The sequence below is a fragment of the Streptomyces marianii genome (genome assembly GCF_005795905.1).
GTDB classification, from domain to species: Bacteria; Actinomycetota; Actinomycetes; order Streptomycetales; family Streptomycetaceae; genus Streptomyces; species Streptomyces marianii.
The window spans coordinates 5,298,458-5,322,920 of sequence record NZ_VAWE01000001.1 but is presented as its reverse complement, the minus strand read 5'-3'; the positions used below and the strand labels follow the sequence as shown (position 1 = coordinate 5,322,920).

Below are 24,463 nucleotides of genomic sequence, written 5' to 3'. Positions count from 1 at the left end.
TTGGAGTCACCCGAGCGTCAACAAACGGACGCCATGGCGCGACCCGGTCCCCGGACGGCCGGAGACCGTCGCCGCGGATGATCACCCGGCCGGCGGGCCGCTCCGGCGGTACGCGCCCGACACGACGGAGCGGGGTGCCCGCGCGACGAGCGCGCGGACACCCCGCTCCTGTGCGGTGCTACGTCCTACTTGACCGAAGGACCGACCTTGACCGTGATCGTCTGGCCGTTCCTCGGCTCCTTGACGATCGAGATCCTGGTGTTGGTGTCCGGGACCTGAACACCAGCGGTGGGGTTCTCCTCGAACCAGTAGACACCCTTGCGGTCATCGAAGACCGGGTTGCCCTTGTGGGCGGCGATCCGCGCGGGGACGTCCGCCTTGTGCAGGGTGAGGGCGTCCGAGCGGAAGGTGCTGAAGGTCGAGTCGAACGACTGGATGCGGTTGCGCATCAGCGTGCCGTCGGCCCACTTGAGGGCCTTGGGGTTGGCGTCGACCGGGAGGATCAGCCCCTTGCCGGGGTGCTGGCTGGTGTTGTTGTCCTTCTGCGAGGTGTCCCACAGCCAGACGAGCAGGCCGTTCTGGTACGGGTAGTGCTCCACCCAGCCGTCCTTCGGCGCCTTGAAGCCGAAGTTGTACGGGCCGACCTTGAGGGTCTGGTCGTACGAGACGTACTGGCGGTTCTCGGCGAGGTAGTACTGCTCGTACTCGTCCGTGAAGGACTCGCCGATGCGGGAGAAGCCCTTGGCGGTCCAGCCGGCCACCTCGGTCTCGGCGTTGTCGCTGAAGACCGGGGCGCCGTCGGCGGAGACCACGATGCCGTCCGCCGCGAAGCCCATGCCCGCCACGCCGCCGTCCGTCTGGTAGCGGAAGCGGACGTCGACCTTCTTGCCGGCGTAGGCGTCGAGCGAGTAGACGAGCTTCTTGTGCGCGCCCGACGGACCGGTCAGCGCCGGTGCGTCGGAGGCGTCACGGGTGATCGGCGCGCCGTCGGCGGTGCCGTCCACGGCGGTCCAGCTGGCGCCGCCGTCCGTCGACACCTCGGTGTAGAGGTAGTCGTAGTCGGCCTCGATGTCCCACCAGCCGGTGAGCTCCAGGGACGCCGTGGACTTGCCGGTGAGGTCGACGGAGCGGGAGAGGGTGTTCTTGAGGTCGTCACCCATGTCGCTCCACCACTGCATGGAGCCCTCGGCGGGCTTCACGATGCTGGTGGTGACCTTCTTCTTCGGCAGCTCGACGACGAGGGCCTGCGGGTTCCTGGTGTTGTACTCCGCGACACCCAGCTTGTGCTTGGACTTCGTCGCCGCCTTGGCCTTCGTGTAGTTGAGCCAGCCGAGCTGCAGCTTGTCCCAGGCGTTCATGTCGCCGGGCAGGTCGCCGATGGCGTCCTGGCCCGTGCCGAGCCAGGAGCCGGACGACATCAGGGACCAGAAGCCGGTGGAGTTCTCGCCGCCGCCGGAGGTGTCGTACAGGTCGGGAAGACCGAGGTCGTGACCGTACTCGTGAGCGAAGACACCGAGGCCGCCGTTCTCCGGCTGCATGGTGTAGTCGCCGACCCAGATGCCGGTGCTGCCGATCTGGGTGCCGCCGGCCTTGTTGTTCGCCGGGCCGGTCTTGCCGGCGTCGGTGCCGTAGGCGTACCAGCGGTGGGCCCACAGGGCGTTCGCACCCTCGGCGCCGCCACCGGCCGACTCGTCCTCGCCCGCGTGGACGATCTGGAAGTGGTCGATGTAGCCGTCGGCCTCGTTGAAGTCGCCGTCGCCGTCGAAGTCGTAGCGGTCCCACTGGTCGTACTGCGCCAGGTCCGCCTTGATCTGGGCGTCGGTACGGCCCTTGGCCTTCTGGTCGGCGGTCCAGGCGGTGACGCCGTCACGGACCGCGTCCCACACGTTGTTGCAGTTGGACTGGCCGCAGTAGTTGGAGCCGTAGCGGGCCTCGTTCCAGTCGACCTTGACCCAGTCCGAGACGGTGCCCTCGACCGAGTACCGGCCGGAGGAGGTGCGCTCGTAGTAGGTCTTCAGCGAGTGCTTGGGCTTCCCCTTCTTGTCCTTGCCCTCGCCGAAGTACAGGTCCTGGAAGTGCTCCCGGTTGTAGTCCTTCTGCCAGGCGGTCGAGTTGTCCACCTTGCGGTCCGGCTGCGCGATCTTGTTGTGCAGTGGACCGGGGGTGCCGCCGTACTTCTGCACCGGCGGCTTCGGACCATCGCCGTCCGGGTCGAACATCGTGCTGTCGTCGACCTTGTCGCCGAACTCCACGAGGATCGTGAAGATCTTGTCGGTCTTCTCCCGGCCGAGCTCGACGTACTTCTTGGCGTCGAGCTTCACGACCTTGGACGCGCCGCGCTTCTGCACGGTCGCGTCCCCGGATATGACCTGCTCCAGCGCCGCCTGGCGCTGCTCCTCCTGCTGCTTGCTGAACGGACCCTCGAGATCGTGGTCCACCTGGCCCTTCTGGGCCTTGTTGTGGTCGGAGCCGGGCGCCGGGTCGTGGCGCTCCACTCCTGGGGCCCCGGAGGGCCTGTCCTCTGCCTGGGCCGTGGTGAATGCCGCGGCCGTAGCCCCTGTCGTGGCCAGTGCCACGAGCACCGCGGACGCTCTGATCGCCCGTCGTTTGCCTGTCACTTGAAGGTGTCCTCCCCTGCGCGCCGGCGTACCGCGGGTCCAAGGAATGTGGGGTGGATCCGCGCGCGGCAGCGCGTCACAAGTGACGACATTCGACCGGAGTTGACGGAGAAAAAACAGACCTTGACTTGGACAGGCCAACTGCACTATGCAGTAGCACAGTTCCGGATAGCGGACGTGCCTCGCGCGTTCACGGCCTGGTCCATCGCGGCGCCCCCCTCGCGACCCGGCCCTCCGGTCAACAGGCGCACCCGCAGGGCCGGTTCGTGAGACGCGTGACTCGATGCGCCCCCAGTGCACCGGTACCGTGGGTTAGGTCACGCTTACTACCGGTCCCCCTCGGGCATCCACCCTCGTAGGGCCGCCGGACAGGGCGACCCTCTGCGACACACCACCGACATCGATGCCTCGAGGGACGGAAACCGTCATGCCGCGTCCGACTGCCGCACAGCTCGCCTACGGTTCGGCCACCGTCGTCGTCTCGACCGTCGCCATGCTTCTGATCTCCCGTGCGACGACGGCGCTCGGGGTCGCCGTCGTCGGGGTCACCGCCCTCGCGCTGGGCCTGCTGGTCGCCGTGAGCCTGCCGGCGCCGGACAGGACCAAGGCGGCGCGCACGGCCGGTCGAGGCCGTGCGGCCGCCGTCGAGGACCGCTCCCTCCCCGCGGAGCCCTCGGCCCGGGTGCCCGTCGCCCCCACCCCGGACCGGTACCGCGTCGGGCAGCACTCAGGGCGCCGTTGACACCACCACCGTCTTGGCGGCCTTGTCGTGCAGGCCCTGCTTGTACGGCTTGTCCACCAGGATGAGGATCAGCAGGATCAGCGGCCACAGACACGGGCAGCAGATCAGCTGCGGCAGCCAGAGCACCACGGCGCGCGTGAGGGAGGAGCCGGTGTCGGGCGTGCTCCCGTCGTTGAGCATCGCCACGCGCATGTTCATGAGCTTCTTGCCCAGTGTCTGGCCCGAGCTGCGCACCATCAGGGTGTCGTAGCCGACGTAGGCGATGATCGAGATGAGCTGGAACACCCACTGCCCACCGGTGCTGCTGCTCGCCACCCACTCGTCGAAGCCGTCCCCGGACGCGACCCTGTCGTAGATCCCGAACGGGATGCCGATGATCAGCAGCGGGATGGCGACGATCAGCCAGTCGATGATGCGCGCGAGGATGCGCTTGCCGGAGTCGGCCAGCGGGGGCATCCCCTGGAGCGGATCGCCCCCTCCGTAGGGGTCGCCCCCGTAGGCGTGCGGATCGTGCGGCGGCGGGGCACCGTAGGGCGAGCCGTACGGCGAGCCGGCACCCGGCGGTGGAGGACCGCCGGGAGGCGGGGCTCCGTGCGGGCCTCCACCGGGCGGCGGGGTGCCGTAGGGACCGCCGCCACCGGGCGGCGGCGCACCGTGGGGACCCTCGCTCGGCGGAGGACCGCCGGGGGGCGGTTGCCCGCCCGGGGGCGTGGGCTCCTGCGGCTGCTGCGGCCTCTTGCGGAACGGATCGTCCTCGGGCGGCGGGCCGGGCGGCTGGTCGTTGCTCATGGGGGCAGTGCACCCCGCCCCACCGGGCCCCGCAACGGCTCAAGAGCCGTTCGGGGGACGGCAGGGCCAACGGGACGAACGGGGCGTCAGCCGGCCACGAACGTACGCGCCGCCTTGTCGTGCCAGCACTGCCGCCACGGGCGGTCGAACACGCACCACAACACGTTGAGGACACCGACGACGAGCACGCCCAGGAAGCCGTGCACCAGCCAGCGCAGCAGGGCCGCCACGAACGACGGCGGCTCGTGCGACTCGATGTCCCGCACCTGGAGCCCCAGCAGCCGCTTGCCGAGCGTACGACCCCACCTGGAGGTCGGCAGCGCCTCGTAGAGCGTGCCGAGCACGAGCATCGTGATGAGCGAGAGCCCGAGATGGAAGGCGGTCGTACCGTCGATCAGCCAGACCGTGACCGTCTCCCCGGACAGCTTCGCCGCCTGGATCTTCTCGTCGATGTGCGCGAGCGCCGCGGAGACGAACGGGTACGAGGAGGCGGCCACGAGCGCGCCCAGGACGGCGGTGTCGATCAGCCGGGCCGCGAAACGCCGGCCGAGCTTCGCGGGCCGGGCCGAGGCCTGGGCCTGAGCGGCCAGCAGGAACGGATCGCTGACCGGGGGTTTCCAGGGAACGACCGGCGGCTCCTCCTCGGGGGTCTGCGCCAGCCGGTGGACCTGCTGCGCCCAGGAGGCGGACCCACCGCCCGGCCCCGCGGACACGGGCGGCTGCTGCGGCTCCGGCTCCTGCGGCTGCCGAGCCGGGGGCGTGGGCGCCGGCTGCTGGGCCGGCACCTGCGGCTGCGCCGGCGCCTGGGCGGGGGCCTGCGTCTGTGCCGTTGGCTGCGCGGGCTGCTGCGGAGAGGACGTCCTCGTACGGATCGACATCGTGCCCTCGGCGGTCGGCGTGCCGCGCTGCGAACCCTGGGCGACACGGGTGGTGACCGTGCCGTCGGACACCGGCCGCTCCGGCTCCTCGGCGGGCCCGCCGACACTGCGCACACCGGGCAGGGCGCCACCGGTCGGGTCCGGCACGGCGCCCGCCGGCTCCGGGTCGTCGTCGAGCGCCTGCCTGCCGGCCGGCCGGCCGAACCGGACTCCGGGCGGTCCCCCACCGTCGCCCGTGCCCGCTCCCGCCGCGCCTGCCGCACGAGGGTCCTGGACCCTGGCGTCCGTTCTGTCCCAGGCCTGGCCCGCGACCGGTGCCGAGGCGTCCGCACCGGAGCCCGGCAGCCCTCCGGCGCGCGGGTCCTGGGGTGCGGAACCCCAGGAGACCCGGCGGTCGCGGTCGCCGCCGAAGCCCGACTGGCGCGAGGCGTCGGCCCCCCAGGCGGCGGACGGGTCCGGGCGGCCGCCGGCGGACGGATCCGGGGCCTCGTCCAGGAAGACGGGCCCCGTCTCCTCGACCGTCGGCACGGACGGGGCGGGCGGCACCACAGCCGCGGGCGGCGCGGAGGTCGCGTGTGCCGAGGGCGGTGACGCCGGCATCGTCTCGCCGTCCTTGGGCGCCGGCCGGCTCGTGCCCGGCACCCACGCCGTGCCGTTCCAGTACCGGACGTATCCCGGGATGGACGGATCGGGGTAGTAGCCAGGCGTGGGGCTGCCGTCGCCGGTTGCCGGGGTGGGGGCGCTCATCACCGTGGTCCCGTATCTCCTGGAGGGCGTCGAGGGGGTCGAGGGGGTCGATTTAAGGGTCCACATCTATCAGACCGGCGCGCCGTGCTGGGCCCGTCCCGGCGTAAGGCCCACTTTCCGGTATCACTGTGCCGCACTGCCGCGACCGCGAGCGCGGTCACTGAGAAGTTGGGGGCGGAAGTCGCGTAATAGTCGGCGGGGATGGCGCTCTCTCCCTGCGTGGCCCGCCCCGGGGCCTCGTACCAGGAAAGGAAGTCGCAGTCTCATGCACACCGTGGTGGAACGAGAGCTGGAGCTCAAGCTTGTCCTGTCGCCGGAGCGCAGTGTCCCCGTGCCGGCCAGGCTCACCTACCGGGGAGATGACGCGTATGCCGTGCACATCACCTTCCACATCGGGTCCGAGCACCCCGTGCACTGGACGTTCGCCCGTGAACTCATGGTGGAGGGGGTCTTCCGGGCGTGCGGCGAGGGCGACGTCCGCGTCTGGCCCACGAGGGAGGGCGGGCGCAGCGTCATCCACATAGCGCTGAGCTCGCCGGAAGGCGAGGCCCTGCTGGAGGCCCCCTCCGCGCAGGTGTCGGCGTGGCTGGAGCGGACGCTGCGAGCGGTGCCGCCGGGGACGGAACCCGAGCACCTCGGGTTCGAGGCCGAGCTGGCGGAGCTGCTCGCTCCGGCCCCGGCCGACGGTCTCCACGGCCGCGGCCCCTCCCCAGCCCTCGGCGGCGACGGGTCCCGTCCCTCGGAAGAGCCGAAGGACGGTGAGGCGTAGCCGGAGTGGCGGCGGGAAGGGCTGCAAGGCGGTGTCCGCGGTGCCGGCCCGGGGACGGGGACGGGGACGGGTACGGGCCCGTGGACACGGACGGGTACGGGCCCGTGGACGGGGACGGGCCCGTGGACACGGAAGACGGTTGCCGGACGTGGCAGACGGACGCCGGGCCGGGGGAACGCGTCACTGACGTGACGGGGACACCTAGAACAGCTTGCCGGGGTTGAGGATGCCGAGCGGGTCGAAGGCCTTCTTGACCGCCTGCTGCAACTCGACACCGACCGGGCCGAGTTCGCGGGCCAGCCATTCCTTCTTCAGGACGCCCACGCCGTGTTCGCCGGTGATCGTGCCGCCGAGCTCCAGGCCGAGGGCCATGATCTCGTCGAACGACTCGCGGGCGCGGGCGGATTCGCCGGGGTCGTGGTGGTCGAAGCAGACGACGGGGTGGGTGTTGCCGTCGCCCGCGTGGGCGCAGAGGCCGATGGTGAGGTCGTACTTCTCCGCGATGGCCGCGGTGCCGTCGATCATCGCCGCGAGCCGGGAACGCGGTACGCAGACGTCGTCGATCATCGTCGCGCTCCTGACCGCCTCCAGCGCGGTCAGCGACAGCCGGCGCGCCTGGAGCAGCAGCTCCGATTCGGCCGCGTCCTCGGCGGGGACGACCTGGGTGGCGCCCGCAGCGGCGCACAGCTCCCCGACTGCGGCGAGGTCGGGCCCGGGGTCGGGGGTGTCGAAGGCGGCGAGGAGCAGCGCCTCGGTGGTGTCCGGAAGGCCCATCTGCGCCATCGCGTTGACGGCCCGGATGGTCGTACGGTCCATGATCTCCAGCAGCGACGGCGTGTGGCCCCGCTCCATGATCGCGCAGACGGCGTCGCACGCGGTGGCGGCCGAGGGGAACTCCGCGGCGAGGACGAGCTGCGGGGGCGGCTTCGGCCGGAGCGCGAGCACGGCTCTGACAACGATGCCGAGGCTCCCCTCCGAGCCGACGAAGAGCCGGGTGAGGTCGTAGCCGGCGACGCCCTTGGCCGTGCGGCGGCCGGTGCTGAGGAGCCGGCCGTCGGCCAGGACGACCTCGAGGCCGAGCACGTACTCGGCGGTGACGCCGTACTTCACACAGCACAGTCCGCCGGACGCGGTGCCGATGTTGCCGCCGATGGTGCACGTCTCCCAGCTGGACGGATCCGGCGGGTAGTACAGCCCGTGCTCGCCGACGGCCCGTGACAGCACGGCGTTGACGACACCGGGCTCCACGACGGCGATCCGGTCGACCGGGCTGATCTCCAGGATGCGGTCCATCTTGACGAGGGAGAGGACGATGCAGCCGTCGGAGGCGTTGGCGGCGCCGGACAGGCCGGTGCGGGCCCCCTGCGGCACGACGGGGACGCGGAGTTCTGTCGCCGTGCGCATGACGTGCTGGACCTGCTCGACCGTGCGCGGCAGCACCACGACGGCCGGGGTGCCCGCGTCACAGAAGCTCGCCATGTCGTTGCGGTACGAGGCCGTGACGTCGGGATCGGTGATCAGGGCTTCGGGCGGGAGGTTCTCGCCGAGCCGGGAGAGGAGATCGTCCATGATCCCAGATTCGCACCGGGGGCCATCGGTGTGAACCCGTCTGCGATCCGCGTCGCTCCGCCGGGTGGGCACTTCGTACGGGACCGGAGGGTGGCGCACAGTGATCGCCATGAAGAAGCGATACGCGCCACTTGCCAGGAACGCAGTGATCGCCTCGCTGGCCGCCGGGGCGGTCGCCACCGGAATCGTGCTCGTCGGCCCGGGCCGGGACGACGGGCCGCCCCTGCCCGCACCGGGTCCCGCGGCCCGGACCGTACTGGCGGAGGGCCCCGGGGCGGCCCTGTCGGCGGCCGAGTTGTCGGCGCTGATCGCAGCTCAGGAGCACCGGCTGGCCGGGAATCCCGGCGACCACCTGTCGTGGGCGGTGCTCGGCTCGGCCTACCTGGCGCAGGGCGCCCTGCTGGGCGACCGGACGGACTTCCGCCGGGCGGAGAAGGCCCTGCGGCGTTCGCTGGAGGCGCTGCCGGGCGAGAAGGGCAATGCGGACGCCCAACTGGGGATGGCGGCGCTGGCCAACGCCCGGCGGGACTTCGCCACGGCTCGACGCTGGGCCGAGAGCGTCCGGGCGCGGTCGCCGGAGCAGTGGACGGCGTATCCGGTGCTGATCGACGCGTACAGCGGGCTCGGCTCCTACGGGGCGGCCGCGAAGGCCCTTCAGACGCTGGAGGAACTGCGGCCCCGCACCGTGCAGACCCTGATGCGGGCCTCCCAGGTGCACCGCGACAACGGCAGGCAAGAGGACGCCGAGGCGCTGGCGGACGAGGCGTCGTCCCGGTCGGGCGGCAAGGCTGAGCGGTCCGCGGCGCTGCACCGGCTCGGCGAGCTGGCCTGGGAGCGGGGCGAGCCCAAGCAGGCGGCGGCGTACTTCGACACCGCGCTCCGGCTGGAGCCCGGCCACCATCCGTCCCTGGCGGGGCGGGGACGGGCCTCGGCGGCGCTCGGCCGCACGGATGACGCGCTGCGGGACTACGGGGCGGCCATCGAACGGGCGCCGATGCCCGAGTACGCCCTGCGGGCGGGTGAGCTGTACGAGTCGCTGGGCATGGCCGGGGAGGCACGGGCCTTCTACGAGAAGGTGCGCCGGCTGACCGCGAAGGCCCGGAAGTACGGGGTGAGCGAGGAGCTGACGCTGGCGCGGTACGAGGCGGACCACGGACTGGCGAAGGCGGCGGTGCAGCGCCTCGCGCAGGAGTGGAAGCGGGGGCACCGCAGCGCGCACGTCTCGGACGCGCTGGGCTGGGCGCTGTACCGGGCGGGGCGGGCGCAGGAGGGGCTGAAGTACCTGAAGCGTGCGACGACGCCCGGGCTGCGCAGCGCGCTGTCCCTGTACCACCAGGGCGAGATCGAGCGCGCGCTCGGCCAGGACGGCCCGGCCCGCAGGCACCTGAGGGAGGCTCTGCGCCTCAATCCGTACTTCTCGCCACTCCTGGTGCCGCGTGCGAAGCGCGCCGTCTCGGTCCTGGGCAATCCCCCTCCGGGCGGCCCCGTCGACGTCGAGGGTGAGCCGTGGGCGACGGACGAGGATCTGCCTCCGGAGGACGACGGGGCACCGGACGACGACGGGGCGGCGGACGACCGCGAGGAGCGCCCGTCCCGCCGCCCGGGCGGGGACGCCTCCGGCGAGCCCCGCGATTCCGGGACCGCCCGGCCCCGCGACGGCGACTCCCGTGCTCCGCGTGATCCGCAGGCGAGCCGGCGGGCCGGGAGTCCGCGGGAGACCCATGACGGCGAACCGTCAGGGACCTGACGCCTCGTCCGGGGCCGGGCGGTCGTGTACGGCCGGGCCCGCTCGGCACCGGAACCGGCTCCCGGAAGCGCCGGGGCCGGGCGGACTGCCGATCGGAGCGGTTCGGGGTGGGGGGACGAAAGCGGCTCGGGGCGGACGGGCGGATGCCGGCCCGCGGGGGCCGCGAGACCCGGGCCTCCCAGTCGGCGTGGAAGGGCTCCGTGTCGTCGGCCGTGTCGATGGGCCCGAAGCCCTGCATGCCGCCGACGTCGTTGATCCTGGCCATGAGGCGACCCTAGCTAGCCCCGTACCGGACGCCGCGCGGCCCCACGGGTCAGGTTCCGTGGGACCGCGGGGACGGAGCCGGACTCCTTGCGGGCTCAGAGGTTTCCGCGCTTCTCCTGCTCGCGCTCGATCGCCTCGAAGAGCGCCTTGAAGTTGCCCTTGCCGAAGCCCATCGAACCGTGTCGTTCGATGAGTTCGAAGAAGACCGTCGGCCGGTCCTGCACGGGCTTGGTGAAGATCTGGAGCAGGTAGCCGTCCTCGTCGCGGTCCGCGAGGATCTTCAGCTCACGAAGGGTGTCGATCGGCACCCGGGTGTCGCCGACCCACTCGCCGAGGGTGTCGTAGTACGAGTCGGGCGTGTCCAGGAACCGCACCCCGGCCGCCCGCATCGCCCGCACGGTGGAGACGATGTCGTTCGTGGCGAGCGCGATGTGCTGGACGCCGGCCCCGCCGTAGAACTCGAGGTACTCGTCGATCTGCGACTTCTTCTTCGCGATCGCGGGCTCGTTGATCGGGAACTTCACCTTCAGCGTGCCGTCCGCGACGACCTTGGACATCAGCGCCGAGTACTCGGTCGCGATGTCGTCGCCGACGAACTCCTTCATGTTGGTGAAGCCCATGACCTTGTTGTAGAAGGCCACCCACTCGTTCATCCTGCCCAGCTCGACGTTGCCCACGCAGTGGTCGATGGCCTGGAAGGTCCGCTTGGCCGGGGGCTCGACGATCGGGTCGGCCGCCGAGAAGCCCGGAAGGTACGGGCCGCTGTAGCCGGAGCGGTCCACGAGGGTGTGGCGGGTCTTGCCGTACGTGGCGATGGCGGCGAGGACGACGGTGCCGTGCTCGTCCTTGAGCTCGTAGGGCTCCTGGACGCCGCGGGCGCCGTGCTCGGTGGCGTAGGCGTAGGCGGCACGGGCGTCCGGCACCTCGATGGCCAGGTCGACGACGCCGTCACCGTGCTCGGCGACGTGCTCGGCGAGGAAACGGCCCTGGTCGGTGGACGCCTTGATGACGGAGGTGAACACGAAGCGGGCGGAGCCGTTGGCCAGGACGTAGGAGGCGGTCTCCCGGCTGCCGGTCTCCGGCCCCGCGTAGGCGACCAGCTTCATGCCGAAGGCCGTGGAGTAGTAGTGGGCGGCCTGCTTGGCGTTGCCGACGGCGAAGACGACCGCGTCCATTCCCTTCACCGGGAAGGGGTCGGCCTGCCTGCCGGTGTCAGGGGTGTGATCCAGGGTCTCAGTCATGGCGGCAGACTCCCGCCGATCCACAAGCTGCGCAATAGTTTGTATATCTGCTGGGCAATATGCTTGGTCGAGATCCGGTTTGTTCGGGCTACCTGTACAGGATGACCACTCAGGAGGCTGGTGTGGCGATCGATCATCTGGACGGCAGGCTCATCGTGCTGCTCGCACGGGAGCCCAGGATCGGGGTCCTGGAGGCTTCGCGCCGGCTCGGGGTCGCCCGCGGCACCGTCCAGGCGCGGCTGGACCGGCTCCAGTCGAACGGGGTCATCCGCGGTTTCGGCCCGGACGTCGACCCGTCCGCCCTGGGCTATCCGGTGACCGCGTTCGCGACCCTGGAGATCAAGCAGGGGCAGGGGGCCGACGTACGGGCGTACCTCGCCACGGTTCCCGAGGTGCTGGAGCTGCACACGACCACCGGTCACGGCGACATGCTGTGCCGGCTGGTCGCCCGGTCCAACGCGGACCTCCAGCGGGTGATCGACCGCGTCGTCGGGTTCGAGGGCATCGTGCGGGCGTCCACGGCGATCGTGATGGAGAACCCGGTGCCGCTGAGGATCATCCCGCTGGTGGAGCAGGCCGCGGAGGACGCCCGGTGACACCGGTGAGGAGATGCCGGGGCGCCGCGGCCCGGCCCGACCTCCGGCGCCGTCACGCGCCGCGGGGTGGGTGGGGCGGGGGGCCGGATGGGCGAGGGTGCGCGCGAGGGCGCCGGGTCCCGGAAGGCGGAGGACCGGGAGGAGGGCCGCGGGGAGGGCGGGAAGGAGGGCCGGCAAGGCGCCCGGAAGGACTCCGGAGAGGAGGGCGAGGGGCGGGGCGTCGCGCCACCGGCCCGTCAGCACCTGGGGACGTCGCCGCCCTTCTGCAGGGCCTTGAGCGACGACACCGCGTCCGTCAGCTCGGTGACCGGAACCAGCGTCATGCCCTCGGGCAACTGCTCCTGCGCGATGGCGCACTCCGCCTTCGGGACGAGGAACACGGTGGCGCCGTCACGCGCCGCGGCCTGGGTCTTCAGGGCCACCCCGCCGACCGCACCGACCTTGCCGTCGGCGTCGATCGTGCCCGTGCCCGCGATGTTCCGGCCGCCCGTGAGATCACCGCCCGCGCCGTCGCCCGCGAGCTTGTCCACGATGCCGAGGGAGAAGAGGAGCCCCGCGCTCGGGCCGCCGACATCGGCGAGGTGCAGGGTGACCTTCACCTTCGCCGGGTCCTCCTTGAGGTAGCCCAGGGCCGCGTCCACCGCGCTGTTCTGGGACTTCCGCATCTCGGCGGTGTTGTGCTTCTCGATCTCCTCGTCGGACTGCCCGGAGGGGTAGACGGAGTCGTGCGGCAGCACGGCCCGGTCCTTCCGGATCCACGCGTCCGCCACGTCGCCGAGATCGACGTCGACCGAGGGCCCGGTCGCCACGATGGTCGTCATCCGCAGCTGACCCCGCGTCGGCCGGACCGGCGCTCCGGTGATCGTGATCACCGGCTTGCCCCGGTCGAACCCCAGCACGTTCGTGGTCTGGCCGGGCTGGGCCACGGTGAACGGCAGGGGCGCGAACGCCGCCACCGCCAGCAGCGCGGCGACGGGCACGGCGCAGACGGCGAGGACCCGGGGACGGGAGAGACGCGAGAGGCGAGAGAACACGCTGTCAATGTATCGGTCCGCCCGGCGCCCCCGGACCGGGGCCGGGCCCGGTCCGACCGGGCCCGCGCCCGCGGCCGGGGACGCAAAGGCCGCTCGGCGGCCCGACGGCCGCGGCGGCCGCGGCGGCCCGGCGCTCAGCGCAGCGCGTCCGCGACCTCGCGCGCCGCGTCCACCACTCGCGGTCCCACGCGTTCGGGGACCGAGTCCGCCAGCATGACGACGCCGACGCTGCCCTCTATGCCGGTCACCCCGACGAGTGCGGCGGCGGCTCCGCTCGCGCCCGCCTCCAGTTCGCCGTGCGTGAGGGTGTACGCGGGCTCGGTGAGACCTCCCTGGCGGGCGGCGAGGATCGCCTTGCCGGCGGCTCCCCGGTCCAGCGGGTGACGGAACCCGGCCCGGTACGCCACGTGGTAGTCCGTCCACGTCGGTTCGACGACCGCCACCGCGAGCGCCTCCGCCCCGTCGACCAGCGTGAGATGGGCGGTCGCGCCGATGTCCTCGGCGAGCGAGCGCAGCGCCGGGAGCGCCGCCTCCCGTACCAGTGGGTGCACCTGACGGCCGAGGCGGAGCACACCCAGCCCCACCCGGGCCCGGCCGCCCAAGTCGCGGCGGACCAGGGCGTGCTGCTCGAGCGTGGCGAGCAGACGGTAGACGACGGTCCTGTTGACGCCGAGCCGGTTGGACAGTTCGGTCACGGTCAGACCGTGGTCGGTGTCAGCGAGCAGTTTGAGGACGCGCAGTCCTCTGTCGAGCGTCTGGGAGGTCTCCGCGGTCACGACGCCCTCTCCTTCGAGATGAGTGCGGCGACGCTCTCGCGGCCAGCGGCACCGGTCCCATCGGCGACGCACGGAGAGGCCGCCGGCAGGCCATGGCACACCGGCTGCGCTCCGCGGCGGCGCTGCCACGGGGCGTTTCATTTGCGGGGACAGTAGCGAGCCGGTTCGCTCAGCGGAAGACCTCGTCCAGAATCCGGGCGCCGAAGGCCCATGACGTCCTCTATCGACGGGCAAGTCGGGACGACCAGCGACTTCACGGGATACCTTCCTCTTCGGCCTCCGCCGAAGAGGACTCTCCGCGCGGGCCTGCTCGGCGTGCGACGGCGTCCTCGGCACCGCCCCGGGGACACCGCCCGGGTGTCCCATGCTTCGGTGTGCGGAGTGTTCCGCGCCTCAGTGCACGGGTGGTCGAGTGCGCGAACCGGGGCCACCGTGCGACCGGCGGCGTACGGAAGCGCGAAGGGGCCCGGGCGATCCGGCCGAGCCCGTCAGCCGTCCGTGCGCCCACCGCACGAGTGTCGACCCCAGACGCTCAGCGCACGGGCGTCGACCCCTCCGTGCGCCCACCGCACGAGCGTCGACCCCTGACGCCCAGCGCACGGGCGCCTCCGTGTGCCCACCGCAACGGCGTCGGCCCCTGACGCCCACCTCGCGGGCGTCGCCCCTCCGTGCGCCCACGCAACGGCGTCGGCTTCCGCGTACGCTCACCGCATACGCGTGGCCCACTCCTGCACCTTCTTGATCCGTTCCCGGATCTGCCCCGCCGTCGCCTCCGCGCTCGGCGGCCCCCCGCACACCCTCCGCAGCTCGGTGTGGATCACTCCGTGCGGCTTGCCGCTCTGATGGACGTACGCGCCCACCATCGTGTTCAGCTGCTTCCGCAACTCCAGCAGTTCCTTGTGCGAGACCACGGGCCGGCGCTCTGCGGGCAGTTCGAGCAGATCCGCCTCCGCGTCCGGCTTCCTGCGGCTGTGCGCGATCTGCCGCGCCTGCCGCTTCTGCAGCAGCAGTTGCACCTGGTCCGGCTCCAGCAGCCCCGGAATGCCCAGGTAGTCCTGCTCCTCCTCGCTGCCCGGGTGGGCCTGCATACCGAATTCGGCGCCGTTGTACATCACCCGGTCGAAGACGGCGTCGGACTCCAGCGCCTCGAAGGGCAGCATGTCCTGTTCGCCGGTGTCCTCGTCCTGCTGCTTGTTCGCCTCGTCCATCTCCTGCTCGGACTCGGCGTAGGGGTCCTCCTCCCCCTCCTTCTTCGGCCGGTCGAGCGCGTGGTCCCGCTCGACCTCCATCTCGTTCGCGAAGCTCAGCAGCATCGGGATCGTCGGCAGGAACACCGACGCCGTCTCGCCGCGCCGCCGCGACCGGACGAAACGGCCCACGGCCTGGGCGAAGAAGAGGGGCGTGGAGATGGTGGTGGCGTACACGCCGACCGCGAGCCGGGGGACGTCGACGCCCTCGGACACCATCCGGACGGCGACCATCCAGCGGTCCTGGTTTCCGCTGAACTCGTCGATGCGCTTGGAGGCGCCCGCGTCGTCGGACAGCACGACGGTCGCCTTCGTACCGGTGATCTCCCGGATGAGCTTCGCATAGGCGCGCGCCGAGTCCTGATCGGAGGCGATGACCAGCCCACCCGCGTCCGGGATGGCCTTTCTGACCTCGCTCAGCCGCTGGTCGGCGGCGCGCAGCACGTTCGGCATCCAGTCGCCGCGCGGATCGAGCGCGGTGCGCCAGGCCTGGGAGACGGCGTCCTTGGTCATCGGCTCACCGAGCCGGGCGGCGACCTCGTCGCCGGCCTTGGTGCGCCAGCGCATGTTGCCGCTGTAGGACAGGAAGATCACGGGACGGACGACGCCGTCGGCGAGGGCGTTGCCGTAGCCGTACGTGTAGTCCGCCGCCGAGCGGCGGATGCCGTCGTTCCCCTCCTCGTACGTGACGAAGGGGATGGGATTGGTGTCGGAGCGGAAGGGCGTACCGGTGAGGGCGAGCCGGCGGGTGGCGGGTTCGAACGCCTCCAGGCACGCCTCGCCCCACGACTTGGAGTCGCCGGCGTGGTGGATCTCGTCGAGGATGACGAGGGTCTTGCGCTGCTCGCTGCGGTTGCGGTGCAGCATCGGGCGCACGCCGACACCGGCGTAGGTGACGGCGACCCCGTCGTACTCCTTGCTCAGCGGACCGGCGCTGTAGTCGGGGTCGAGCTTGATGCCTATCCGCGCGGCCGCGGCCGCCCACTGCTTCTTCAGATGCTCGGTCGGCGCGACCACGGTGATCTGCTGCACGACGTGGTGGTGCAGCAGCCAGGAGGCGAGGGTGAGCGCGAACGTCGTCTTGCCGGCGCCGGGCGTCGCCACCGCGAGGAAGTCACGGGGCTGTTCCTGGACGTACTTCTCCATGGCGCCCTGCTGCCAGGCGCGCAGCTTGTTGGCCGTACCCCAGGGGGCACGGCCGGGATAGGCGGGTGAGAGGTGGTGGGAGGCGGTAGTAGACACGGTCTCCGGTTCGAGGCAGGGCTACGGCGTTACGTACGACAACCGGGCCACCCTACCGGTGCGGCCGCTCCCGGGAGGGCCTTAACCGGCCGCGCGGGGAAGGGGTGAGACCCGCCTCACAGACCGCGGGTTCCGGGCGTCCGGCGGCCCAGGGCGGTGTGACCGTCCGTCACCCGTCGCCCCCGGTCGGCGTGCGCTGGACGTCCGCCGTAAGCCCCCGGTACCGGAGCGCCCCGGATCGAGGCCGGTTCTCCGCGCCGGACGGGGCGGTGGCCGGCGGACCTTCGGGAGCGGGTGCGGCGACAGCCCGGCCGGCGGACCGTCACCGGACAGGACCGGTGGCCGGCGAACCTTCGGGGCGGGCGCGGGGCCGGGCACGACGCACCGGAACGGTCCGAACCGGGCACCGACCGGGCGGACCCGGCATCAGTCGGCGCGGCGCTCGTGCAGCCGTGTGGCAACCCAGGCGCCGAGCAGCGCGACCGCCGCCATGGGCAGGAACACGGCGGCGAAGGCGGCCGGGTGGGCGGCGTTCCCCGCTGCCGCGACCACACCGTGGCCGCCCGCCGCTCCCCCGCCCAGAGCGGCGAAGGCGGCGCCGCCCGCGGCCAGCAGGAGGACGTTCGACAGTCCGTCGGAGATCTGGAGCGCGGCGGAGTTGGTGCCGGCCTCCGCGGGCGGCGACAGCTTCAGCAGCAGCACGCTGGTGGAGGAGATGACCAGGCCCATGCCGAAGCAGCCCCATCCCCAGGCGACCCCGACGACCCACACCGGCACGGAGGGGACCAGCACGCTCGGCGCGGTCGCGATCGCCGCCGCGACGAGCACCATGCCGGTGACGGTCAGCCGCTCCCGGTACGGTTCCAGCCGGGGCCGGGACTGGACGAAGGATCCCAGCGCCCATGTCGCCCCGCCCACCGCGAGCGACAGGCCGGCCAGCGTCGGCGACAGCCCGCGCTGGGTCACCAGCATCAGCGGTACGAAGGACTCCGCGGCGATGAACGACCCGGCGGCCACGCCACGCAGCAGCACCACCGACGGCAGCCCGCGCGCCGAGCGGAACGTGCCGCGCGGCAGCAGCCCGAGCGCGGCCGGCACGAGCAGCGCGGCGCCCGCCGCGGCCGGGGCCAGTGAGAACCACCGCAGGTCCTGGGCCGCGTACTGGAGTGCTCCCGCCCCGAGGGAGATCCCGAACGCCAGCCTGATCCTGCGCCGATCCAGCGCCGGAACGGGCGCCTCCGGGTCCACCGGTCCCGACGCCCGCCGCCGTATCGCCGGCAGGGCGAGCGCGAGCGGGACGACGACGAGAGCGGGGATACCGACGAAGACCCAGCGCCAGCCGAGGTGTTCGGTGACCGTGCCTGCCGCGAGCGGTCCGACGACGGATGGGATCACCCAGCTCGCGGCGAACGCGGCCATGATCGTCGGGCGCAGGTGCTCCGGATAGGCCCGGCCGACGACGACGTACAGCGCGACGATCACCAGACCGCCGCCCAGCCCCTGGACGGCCCGGCCGGCGATGAAGTACCACATCGTGGCGGCCGTACCGGACAGCAGGAGCCCCAGGGCGAAGGCGGTGATCCCGGCGGTCAGCGGCCCGAGCGGGCCCCTGCGGTCGGCCCACTGCCCCGACAGCACCATGCCGAACAGGCTGGTCGTGAAGTACGCGGAGAAGGCGAACGCGTACAGCGGCACGCCGTCCAGCTCCCGCGCGGCCACGGGCATGGCCGTACCGACGGCGGTCGCCTCGAACGCGATCAGCAGGACGACGGACACGATGCCGACACTGAGGGCGCGCAGGCTGCGCCCGAGCACGCCGCCGGCATCGGTCGCGGTCCCGGTCCCGCCGCGGCCGTCACCGGCCTCCTTGAGCGCCGCGCCGTCGGTCCCGGCCGCGTCACCTTGTTCGAGGGCTGTCATGCGCTCAAGAGTAAGGGGCATGGTTCTGGGTGGCCCCTGTCGTGGGGCGGGGTTCGGCTCGGCCGTTGGTCCTAGGCACTGCCCGTCGCCACCCCTGTCCGCAGGCGCCGGGGTGCGGGGCCGTGGGCCCGCTTCCGGCCGCCGGGGGCGCCCCGGTCCGGGCTGGACGGCCGGGAGTTCGGGTGCCCGGCCCCGCGCCGCCTCGGCGCGACGCCGTACTCCTCTGTGGGGCCTGCTTCGTGGACGCCGTTATCCAGTCGTATCGCGGCCACCGCGCACGCCTCGAGCGCCGCCCCGCCCGCGCCGGTGGCCGACAGCGCGTCGCCCCCGTACGCGGGCGAACGCCGGCTCTCCCACTTGCCTACGTACACTGACGGCCATGGCATGTCGCATCAGTGAACTGGTCATCGACTGCGCCGATCCGGAGCGGCTCGCCGTGTTCTGGAGCCAGGTCCTCGGTTACGTCGAGCTGGGCCGGGAGGACGACGGAAGCATCGAGATCGGTCCGCCCGACGCCGGCTTCGGGGGACCGCAGCCCACCCTCGTCCTCAGCCCCGGCAACGCCCCGCGGACCGGGAAGCTCCGACTGCACATCGACGTCAACGCCACCGATCGCGACCAGGAAGCCGAGTTGGAGAGGCTGCTCGCTCTCGGCGCCAGGCGCGCCGACGTCGGCCAGACCGGCGACGAGAACTGGCACGTCCTGGCCGACCCGGAAGGCAACGAGTTCTGCCTCCTGCACGCCCGGTTGCAGCCCCTCTGATCACGTCGTCCCGGCCTCGGGCCGCTCCGGCCGCCGAGTGCCCGGCGCAAGGCCGCCCGGCCGTTCGCGTGGGGCCGGGGCCCGTCGGCGTCGGTGCCCGAACCCGCGCATGAGTTCCGGCGTGCCGTACGGGGAGGTCCGGTCCGCTACGGCGTGGCCACCGCCGCCTGCGGCCGGATCGGGAGCCGGTTGACCGGGCGGCCCGTGGCCGCGCGGACGGCGGAGGCGACGGCGGCCGGGGAGGTGACGACCGGGACGGCACTGGCCGCCTTCGCGCCGAAGGGGGCCACCACGTCGCGCTCCTCGACGAGTTTGACGATGCGGATGTCGGGGGCGTCGAGGGCCGTCGGCAGGGCGTACCCCGTGAGGTCGGGGTGGCGGACCAGGCCGCGGGCGGTGCGGAGGTTCTCGGTGAGCGCGGCACCGATGCCCTGGGTGACGCCCGCCTCGATCCGGGTGGCGAGCTGGGCCGGGTTGAGGATGCGGCCCACGTCCTGGGCGACGGCCATCTCCACGACGCGCACCGACCCGAGTTCGATGTCGACGTCGACGACCGCGCGGATCGCGCAGAAGGCGAGACCGACGAACGCGTCACCCTGGCCGTGGTCGTCGAGGGGTTCGGTGGGATGCGGACGGCACTGGGCGGTGGCCCAGAGCTCCTTGCCGTCCATGGCCTCGGTGACCGTCGTGGACAGGACGCCGTCGTACGAGGTGATCTTGCCGTCGGTGATCTGCAGCAGCTCGGTGGACATGCCGAACTTGTGGGCCAGCGGCTGCAGGAGCTGCGTACGGACCATCTTGGCGGCACGCTCGACCGCGCCGCCGGAGACCCAGGTGTGCCGCCCGTGGGCGGCCGGGCCCGCCGGGGGCTGGTCGGTGTCGACGGAGGCGACGTGCACCTCCTCGATGCCGAGCGTCTCCTGCACGATCTGACGGGCGAGGGTGGAGAAGCCCTGCCCGGTCTCGACGGCCGCGCAGATGACCGTGGCCATGCCGTCCTGGACCTTCACCGTGGCCGTGGACACCTCGTCGGTGCCTTCCGCGCCGAGCATGTGGACCATGCCGAGCGCGTAGCCGACGCCGCGCCGCACCGCGCCGGGTTCGCCCGCGCCCTCGGGTCCGCCGGGCAGCAGCCAGGCATCCTCGGGGGTGTCCTTGGGCAGCGGCGGGAGCGGGAAGTCGCGGACGGCCTGCAACAGTTCGGCGACCGGCGCGGGACAGGTGACGGTCTGGCCGGTGGGCAGGATGTCGCCGGTGGCGAGCACGTTGCGGAGCCGGACCTCGGCAGGGTCCTGGCCCAGTTTCGCGGCCAGCTTGTCCATCTGGGCCTCGTACGCGGCGCAGACCTGAAGCGCACCCTCTCCGCGCACATGGCCGGAGGGCGGGTTGTTGGTGCGGACGGCCCAGCCCTCGATGAAGGCGTGCGGCACGACGTACGGGCCGCAGGCGAAGGCGACGGCGGCGGCGAGGGACTCGGAGGAGGCCTCGGCGTACGCGCCCGCGTCCAGCAGGATCTGCGCCTCGACCTTCAGCAACTTGCCTTGGGCGTCGGCGTGGTGGCGGTAGCGCAGCAGTGCGGGGTGGCGGTGGGCGTGGCCGAGGAAGGACTCCTCGCGGGTGGCGGCGAGCTTGACCGGGCAGCCGGTGCGCAGGGCGAGCAGCCCGAGCGGGATCTGGAAGCCCGGATCCTCCCGGTCACCGGTCGCGCCGGGCACGCCGGTGACGACGACCTTCACCCGCTCCTTCTCCAGGCCGAAGCAGGCGGCCGCGAGGTCGCGGTCGGTGTGCGGGTCGGTGGAGGCGGTGTAGAGCTCGACGCCGCCGTCGGGGCGCGGCACGGCGAGGCCGGCCTCGGCCCCGATGGGGGCGGGGTCCTGGCGGCCGATGCGGTAGAGCCCCTCGACGACGACCTCTCCGTTGACGTCCGGGTCGCCGTAGCTCAGCGGGATGTGGCGGACGAGGTTGCCGTCGGGATGCAGCGGCTCGGCGGCGAAAGCCTTCTCGGGGTCGGTGACCGGTTCGAGTACCTCGTACTCGACGGTGATCGCCGCGGCGGCGAGCCGGGCCGCGTCGGGGTGGTCCGCGGCGACCGCGGCGATGGCCTCCCCGTGGTGGCGGACGACGTCGGAGGCGAAGACGGGCCGGTCGGCGACCCCGCGCCCGTAGGCGGCGTCGCCGGGCACGTCGGTGTGGGTGACGACGGCCCGCACACCGGGCATCCCGGCGGCGGCGGAGGTGTCGATGGCGGTGATCCGGGCGTGTGGGTGCGGCGAGCGCAGGATCGCCGCCCAGAGCAGACCCTCGGCCCACAGGTCCGAGGCGTACGGGAAGGTGCCCTCGGTCTTGGCACCGGCGTCGGCCTGCGGGAGAGAGGCACCGAGGCCGTGAGCGGGCGACTCCTGTTCGGGGCCGTCAACCGCCGGGGCCGCGATCGCCGCGTCGTTGCTCACACCATGCCTCCGTCGTGCGGGTGGGGCTGCACACTACCGGCGCCCGGCGGCGCCTGGTGCGGGATGCGGGCCCCGTCCTGGGTCCCCTCGCGGGCCTCGTCGCCGGCTTCGGCGGCCGCTGTGGCGCTCGCCTCGCGTCCGGCGACCACCTCGCGTACGGCGTCGAGGACGCCCCGGTAGCCGGAGCAGCGGCAGAGGTTCCCTGAGAGGGCCTGGCGGGTTTCGATTTCCGTGGGGGCGTGGTTGCCCTCCAGCAGGTCGTGCACGGTCATGGCCATGCCTGGGATGCAGAAGCCGCACTGGACGGCTCCGCAGGCGGCGAGGGCCCGCTGGACGTCAGAGGGCTCCCCGTCGGTGGCCAGGCCCTCGACGGTGCGGACCTCGGAACCGGCCGCGGTCGCCGCGGGCACCAGGCAGGAGGCCACGAGCCGGCCGTCGACCTGGACGTTGCAGGCGCCGCACTCGCCCTGCGAGCAGCCGTCCTTGGCACCCGCGAGGCCGAGGCGCTCGCGCAGCACGTAGAGCAGGGACTCGCCGATCCACGCGTCGGTGACGGGCCGGTCGGCGCCGTTCACGCGCAGGAGGTACGAGGTGTGCGGGTGCTCGTCGTTCGCCGTCGTCGCGGTGGCGGCCGCGAGGTCCTCCTCGGCAGCGGAGGCGTCGGGGTCGGCGGTGTCCCCGGCCGCGGGCGATCCGGGCGGGCCCTGCAGGGCCGTGTCGGACTCCGGGGCTCCGCGGTTCTCGGAACCCTCGGCGCTGCCGGCTCCGATGGGGCCGACTTCGGCGCTGCCGGCTCCGATGGGGCCGACTTCGGCGCTGCCGGCTCCGATGGGGCCGACTTCGGCGGGGCCGGCTTCGGCGGGGGCGGCTTCGGAGCGGCCCGCGGCGTCTCCCGCGCTCTGCTCCGGGTCGGCCACGGCCTCGGAGGCGTCACCCCCGGCACCCGGGTGCGTCTCGGCGTCCCGCCGGCCGTGCCGCTCGTCGGAGGGCTGCCCGGCGCGGGATTCGTCGGAGGGCTGCCCGGCGCGGGGGTCGGCGGCGGGGCCGGCCTGCTCCTCGCGGGCGGGGTACGCCTCGGTCGCCCAGGGGGCGGGCGCGCCGCCGGGGAGGGTGGCGGGGTGGTCGGCTCCGGGCACCGGCGTGCCGGAGGCGGGTGTACCGCCGACGGGGGTGCCCTCCGCCGGGGTGCCGCCGACGGGCGTGGTGGCCCACGGGGCGGGCGCGCCGCCCGGCAGGGTGGCCGGCGGGGTACGGCCGCCCCACTGGGCGGCCAGGGCGGACGTCGTGAACTCGCCCGATTCCTCCGGGATGTCCCCCTGGGCGACCGGGATGGTCCACCGGCCGGTCAGGTCTCCCGTGGCGGGTGCCGCAGCCGGGCCGGACGACGACTGCTCCGCTTCCGGGAACGTCCACTGACCCGTGGCGTGCGGGTCTTGGGCGCCCTCGCCGCCACGGGGGTCCCCGGCGCCCCGCGGACCGCGGCCGGGTTGCGCCTCGTGCCCGGCGTGCGACTCGCCCTCGCCGTACGGGCCCTGTGCGCCGTGCGACTCGCCCTCGCCGTACGGACCCTGTGAGGCGTACGCCTGGGGGGCGCCGTGCGGGTCCTGCGCGCCGTACGCGTCGTGCGGTTCGCGGCCGCCCCGGGGACCCTGTCCGCCCTGCGGACCGGGACCGGCGTACGGCTGCTGCCCGGCGTACGGATCGTAGGGGTTCCGGGACCGCCCCGCCTCCGGCTCCGTCCAGGGGTGCGGCGCCTCGCCGTCCGACGTCTGCTCCGGAACGGTCCAGCCGCCCGCGGCCGCGGGCGGGATCTGCGGGGGCACATAACCGTGGCCGGGGGCGGCGAGCGGTGCGTCGAGCATGTCCTCGGGCGGCAGCTGGACGAAGGCCGTGGCCTCGGCGTCGTACTCGCCGCCCTGCGGGATCGGCCGCCAGCCGCCACCGTGCGGGGCGGCGTCCCGGGACTCGTTCTCCTCGGAGCTCACGACAGTGCCCTCCCCAGCGCTCGTCGGGCCAGCGCGGCGACCACGCGCCGCAGATGCAGGACCGCGGGCGGCGGTTGCTCTTCGCCCTCCTGGTCCGGGATGCAGGCGGCCGCCACGTACTCACCGAACGCGGCAAGCGCCTCGGGGGCGAGTCCGCGCTCGCCGTCCCAGTCGATCAGCGAGGCGATCCAGCGCTCCGCCTCCAGCGGACGCAGCGGCATCGGAGCGATCGCGCCGACCGCGCAGCGCACCCCGCGCCGCGCCGGGTCGAGGACGACGGCGACGGATGCGGTGGCCCGGCCGGGGCCGGTGCGCCCGGTGGCCTTGAGGAACACCTGCGGGGCGTGCAGGAGCGGAACCCGCACGAAGCCGATCAGCTCGGCCGGACCCAGCATTTCGCGACCGGCCAGCAGATGGGATACGGGGACCTCTCGGGTCGCCCCGCCCGGTCCCGCGATGACCAGGTCGGCCTCCAGGGCGGCCAGCACCGGCAGCGCGTCGCCGGTGGGAGCGGCGGTGACGATGTTGCCGCCGAGGGTGCCCGCGTTGCGGATCTGCGGGGGTCCGGCGGCCCGGGCGGAGGCGGCGAGCGCCGGGATGAGCGCGGCGAAGTCGGGCCGGCCCATCCGGGAGTGGGTGAGTCCGGCGCCGAGCAGGGCGTGGCCGTCCTGGTACTGCCAGCCGCGGATCTCGTTGATGCGGCCGAGCCCGACGAGGCCCGCGGGCCTGAGCCGGCCCTTGTTGACGGCAGCCATCAGGTCCGTGCCGCCTGCGACCGGCACAGCGGCGGGCATGGCGGTGAGCGCCGCCACGGCCTCGTCGAGCGAGGCCGGCAGCGTCACGGACTGCGCCGCCTGCGGTGCGTGCGTGGTCAACCCAGCTGCCCCTTCCCGGTGTCCCGGCTGTCCGCCTGTGTTGCCGTACCGTACGTGCTCACAGCCCGGACGTGGCAACTCTGGCACATCTTGCGAGCGGTCCGGCGCGGGGGTCCGCGAAGGACGCATTCGCCCTGAATCTCGCCAAAGAGGGGAAATGCCCGAATTGCTACGCCGTTGCCGTCACAAGCGGATTGCCGACCCAAGGCGT

General features: G+C 73.0%; 17 protein-coding genes and 1 pseudogene. 5 read left to right on the top strand and 13 right to left on the bottom strand.

The features are described 5' to 3' along the window. Positions 1 to 185: 185 nt before the first annotated feature. Positions 186 to 2,618, bottom strand: coding sequence for an immune inhibitor A domain-containing protein (locus tag FEF34_RS23975; protein WP_138054980.1), 2,433 nt, complete (start codon positions 2,616 to 2,618; stop codon positions 186 to 188). Positions 2,619 to 3,045: 427 nt separating this feature from the next. On the opposite strand from FEF34_RS23975, the gene FEF34_RS23970 reads away from it, so the two are divergent. Further along, positions 3,046 to 3,360 (top strand): hypothetical protein, encoded by a 315-nt coding sequence (locus FEF34_RS23970; protein WP_138054979.1) that lies wholly within the window; start codon positions 3,046 to 3,048, stop codon positions 3,358 to 3,360. On the opposite strand, the gene FEF34_RS41425 is transcribed toward FEF34_RS23970, so the two are convergent. Together FEF34_RS41425 and FEF34_RS23960 are read right to left on the bottom strand one after the other, a co-directional pair. Continuing rightward, positions 3,346 to 4,149: an RDD family protein gene (locus FEF34_RS41425; RefSeq protein ID WP_171053068.1), complete on the bottom strand. Its 804-nt coding sequence runs from the start codon at positions 4,147 to 4,149 to the stop codon at positions 3,346 to 3,348. The genes FEF34_RS23970 and FEF34_RS41425 overlap by 15 nt on opposite strands. An 86-nt stretch (positions 4,150 to 4,235) precedes the next feature. Continuing rightward, positions 4,236 to 5,774 (bottom strand): RDD family protein, encoded by a 1,539-nt coding sequence (locus FEF34_RS23960; protein ID WP_138054978.1) that lies wholly within the window; start codon positions 5,772 to 5,774, stop codon positions 4,236 to 4,238. 265 nt (positions 5,775 to 6,039) lie between these two features. Between FEF34_RS23960 and FEF34_RS23955 the strand changes: the two genes are divergently transcribed. Next, positions 6,040 to 6,543, top strand: coding sequence for an SsgA family sporulation/cell division regulator (locus FEF34_RS23955; protein WP_138054977.1), 504 nt, complete (start codon positions 6,040 to 6,042; stop codon positions 6,541 to 6,543). Positions 6,544 to 6,744: 201 nt separating this feature from the next. Here the strand turns inward: FEF34_RS23955 and FEF34_RS23950 are convergent, their stop codons facing one another. Beyond that, on the bottom strand, positions 6,745 to 8,112 hold the full coding sequence (locus FEF34_RS23950) for an FAD-binding oxidoreductase (protein ID WP_138054976.1): 1,368 nt from the start codon (positions 8,110 to 8,112) through the stop codon (positions 6,745 to 6,747). A 109-nt stretch (positions 8,113 to 8,221) separates the two neighbouring features. On the opposite strand from FEF34_RS23950, the gene FEF34_RS23945 reads away from it, so the two are divergent. Beyond that, the gene (locus FEF34_RS23945; RefSeq protein ID WP_234042538.1) at positions 8,222 to 9,859 is read left to right on the top strand and encodes a tetratricopeptide repeat protein; all 1,638 of its coding nucleotides are present in this window, start codon (positions 8,222 to 8,224) and stop codon (positions 9,857 to 9,859) included. Positions 9,860 to 10,037: 178 nt separating this feature from the next. Here FEF34_RS23945 and FEF34_RS43720 read toward each other — a convergent pair. Next, positions 10,038 to 10,124, bottom strand: a pseudogene (locus FEF34_RS43720) (hypothetical protein); the annotation flags it as partial. Positions 10,125 to 10,218: 94 nt separating this feature from the next. Further along, positions 10,219 to 11,364 (bottom strand): 4-hydroxyphenylpyruvate dioxygenase, encoded by a 1,146-nt coding sequence (gene hppD / locus FEF34_RS23935; RefSeq protein WP_138054975.1) that lies wholly within the window; start codon positions 11,362 to 11,364, stop codon positions 10,219 to 10,221. Between the two features lie 122 nt (positions 11,365 to 11,486). On the opposite strand from hppD, the gene FEF34_RS23930 reads away from it, so the two are divergent. Beyond that, positions 11,487 to 11,960 carry an Lrp/AsnC family transcriptional regulator gene (locus FEF34_RS23930; protein WP_138054974.1) on the top strand — a complete coding sequence of 158 codons (474 nt, stop codon included), beginning with the start codon at positions 11,487 to 11,489 and terminating at the stop codon, positions 11,958 to 11,960. A 236-nt stretch (positions 11,961 to 12,196) separates the two neighbouring features. On the opposite strand, the gene FEF34_RS23925 is transcribed toward FEF34_RS23930, so the two are convergent. The 4 genes from FEF34_RS23925 to FEF34_RS23910 form a co-directional block, all read right to left on the bottom strand. Next, complete coding sequence (locus tag FEF34_RS23925; RefSeq protein WP_138054973.1) at positions 12,197 to 12,994, bottom strand: S16 family serine protease; 798 nt, start codon at positions 12,992 to 12,994, stop codon at positions 12,197 to 12,199. 134 nt (positions 12,995 to 13,128) lie between these two features. Next, positions 13,129 to 13,770, bottom strand: coding sequence for an IclR family transcriptional regulator (locus FEF34_RS23920; RefSeq protein ID WP_138054972.1), 642 nt, complete (start codon positions 13,768 to 13,770; stop codon positions 13,129 to 13,131). A gap of 704 nt (positions 13,771 to 14,474) precedes the next feature. After that, positions 14,475 to 16,259 (bottom strand): DEAD/DEAH box helicase, encoded by a 1,785-nt coding sequence (locus tag FEF34_RS23915; RefSeq protein WP_138054971.1) that lies wholly within the window; start codon positions 16,257 to 16,259, stop codon positions 14,475 to 14,477. Positions 16,260 to 16,685: 426 nt separating this feature from the next. After that, the gene (locus FEF34_RS23910) at positions 16,686 to 18,179 is read right to left on the bottom strand and encodes an MFS transporter (protein ID WP_234042537.1); all 1,494 of its coding nucleotides are present in this window, start codon (positions 18,177 to 18,179) and stop codon (positions 16,686 to 16,688) included. A 379-nt stretch (positions 18,180 to 18,558) separates the two neighbouring features. Here FEF34_RS23910 and FEF34_RS23905 point away from each other — a divergent pair, with 379 nt between their 5' ends. Further along, the gene (locus FEF34_RS23905; RefSeq protein WP_138054969.1) at positions 18,559 to 18,942 is read left to right on the top strand and encodes a VOC family protein; all 384 of its coding nucleotides are present in this window, start codon (positions 18,559 to 18,561) and stop codon (positions 18,940 to 18,942) included. Positions 18,943 to 19,088: 146 nt separating this feature from the next. On the opposite strand, the gene FEF34_RS23900 is transcribed toward FEF34_RS23905, so the two are convergent. From FEF34_RS23900 to FEF34_RS23890, 3 genes are read right to left on the bottom strand one after another with little or no spacing between them, the layout of a single operon-like run. Then, positions 19,089 to 21,392, bottom strand: coding sequence for a xanthine dehydrogenase family protein molybdopterin-binding subunit (locus FEF34_RS23900; RefSeq protein ID WP_138054968.1), 2,304 nt, complete (start codon positions 21,390 to 21,392; stop codon positions 19,089 to 19,091). Further along, positions 21,389 to 23,377 carry a 2Fe-2S iron-sulfur cluster-binding protein gene (locus tag FEF34_RS23895; protein WP_138054967.1) on the bottom strand — a complete coding sequence of 663 codons (1,989 nt, stop codon included), beginning with the start codon at positions 23,375 to 23,377 and terminating at the stop codon, positions 21,389 to 21,391. The genes FEF34_RS23900 and FEF34_RS23895 overlap by 4 nt, the downstream gene beginning before the upstream one ends. Further along, complete coding sequence (locus FEF34_RS23890) at positions 23,374 to 24,252, bottom strand: FAD binding domain-containing protein (protein WP_138054966.1); 879 nt, start codon at positions 24,250 to 24,252, stop codon at positions 23,374 to 23,376. Before FEF34_RS23890 ends, FEF34_RS23895 begins: the two co-directional genes overlap by 4 nt. Positions 24,253 to 24,463 lie beyond the last annotated feature (211 nt).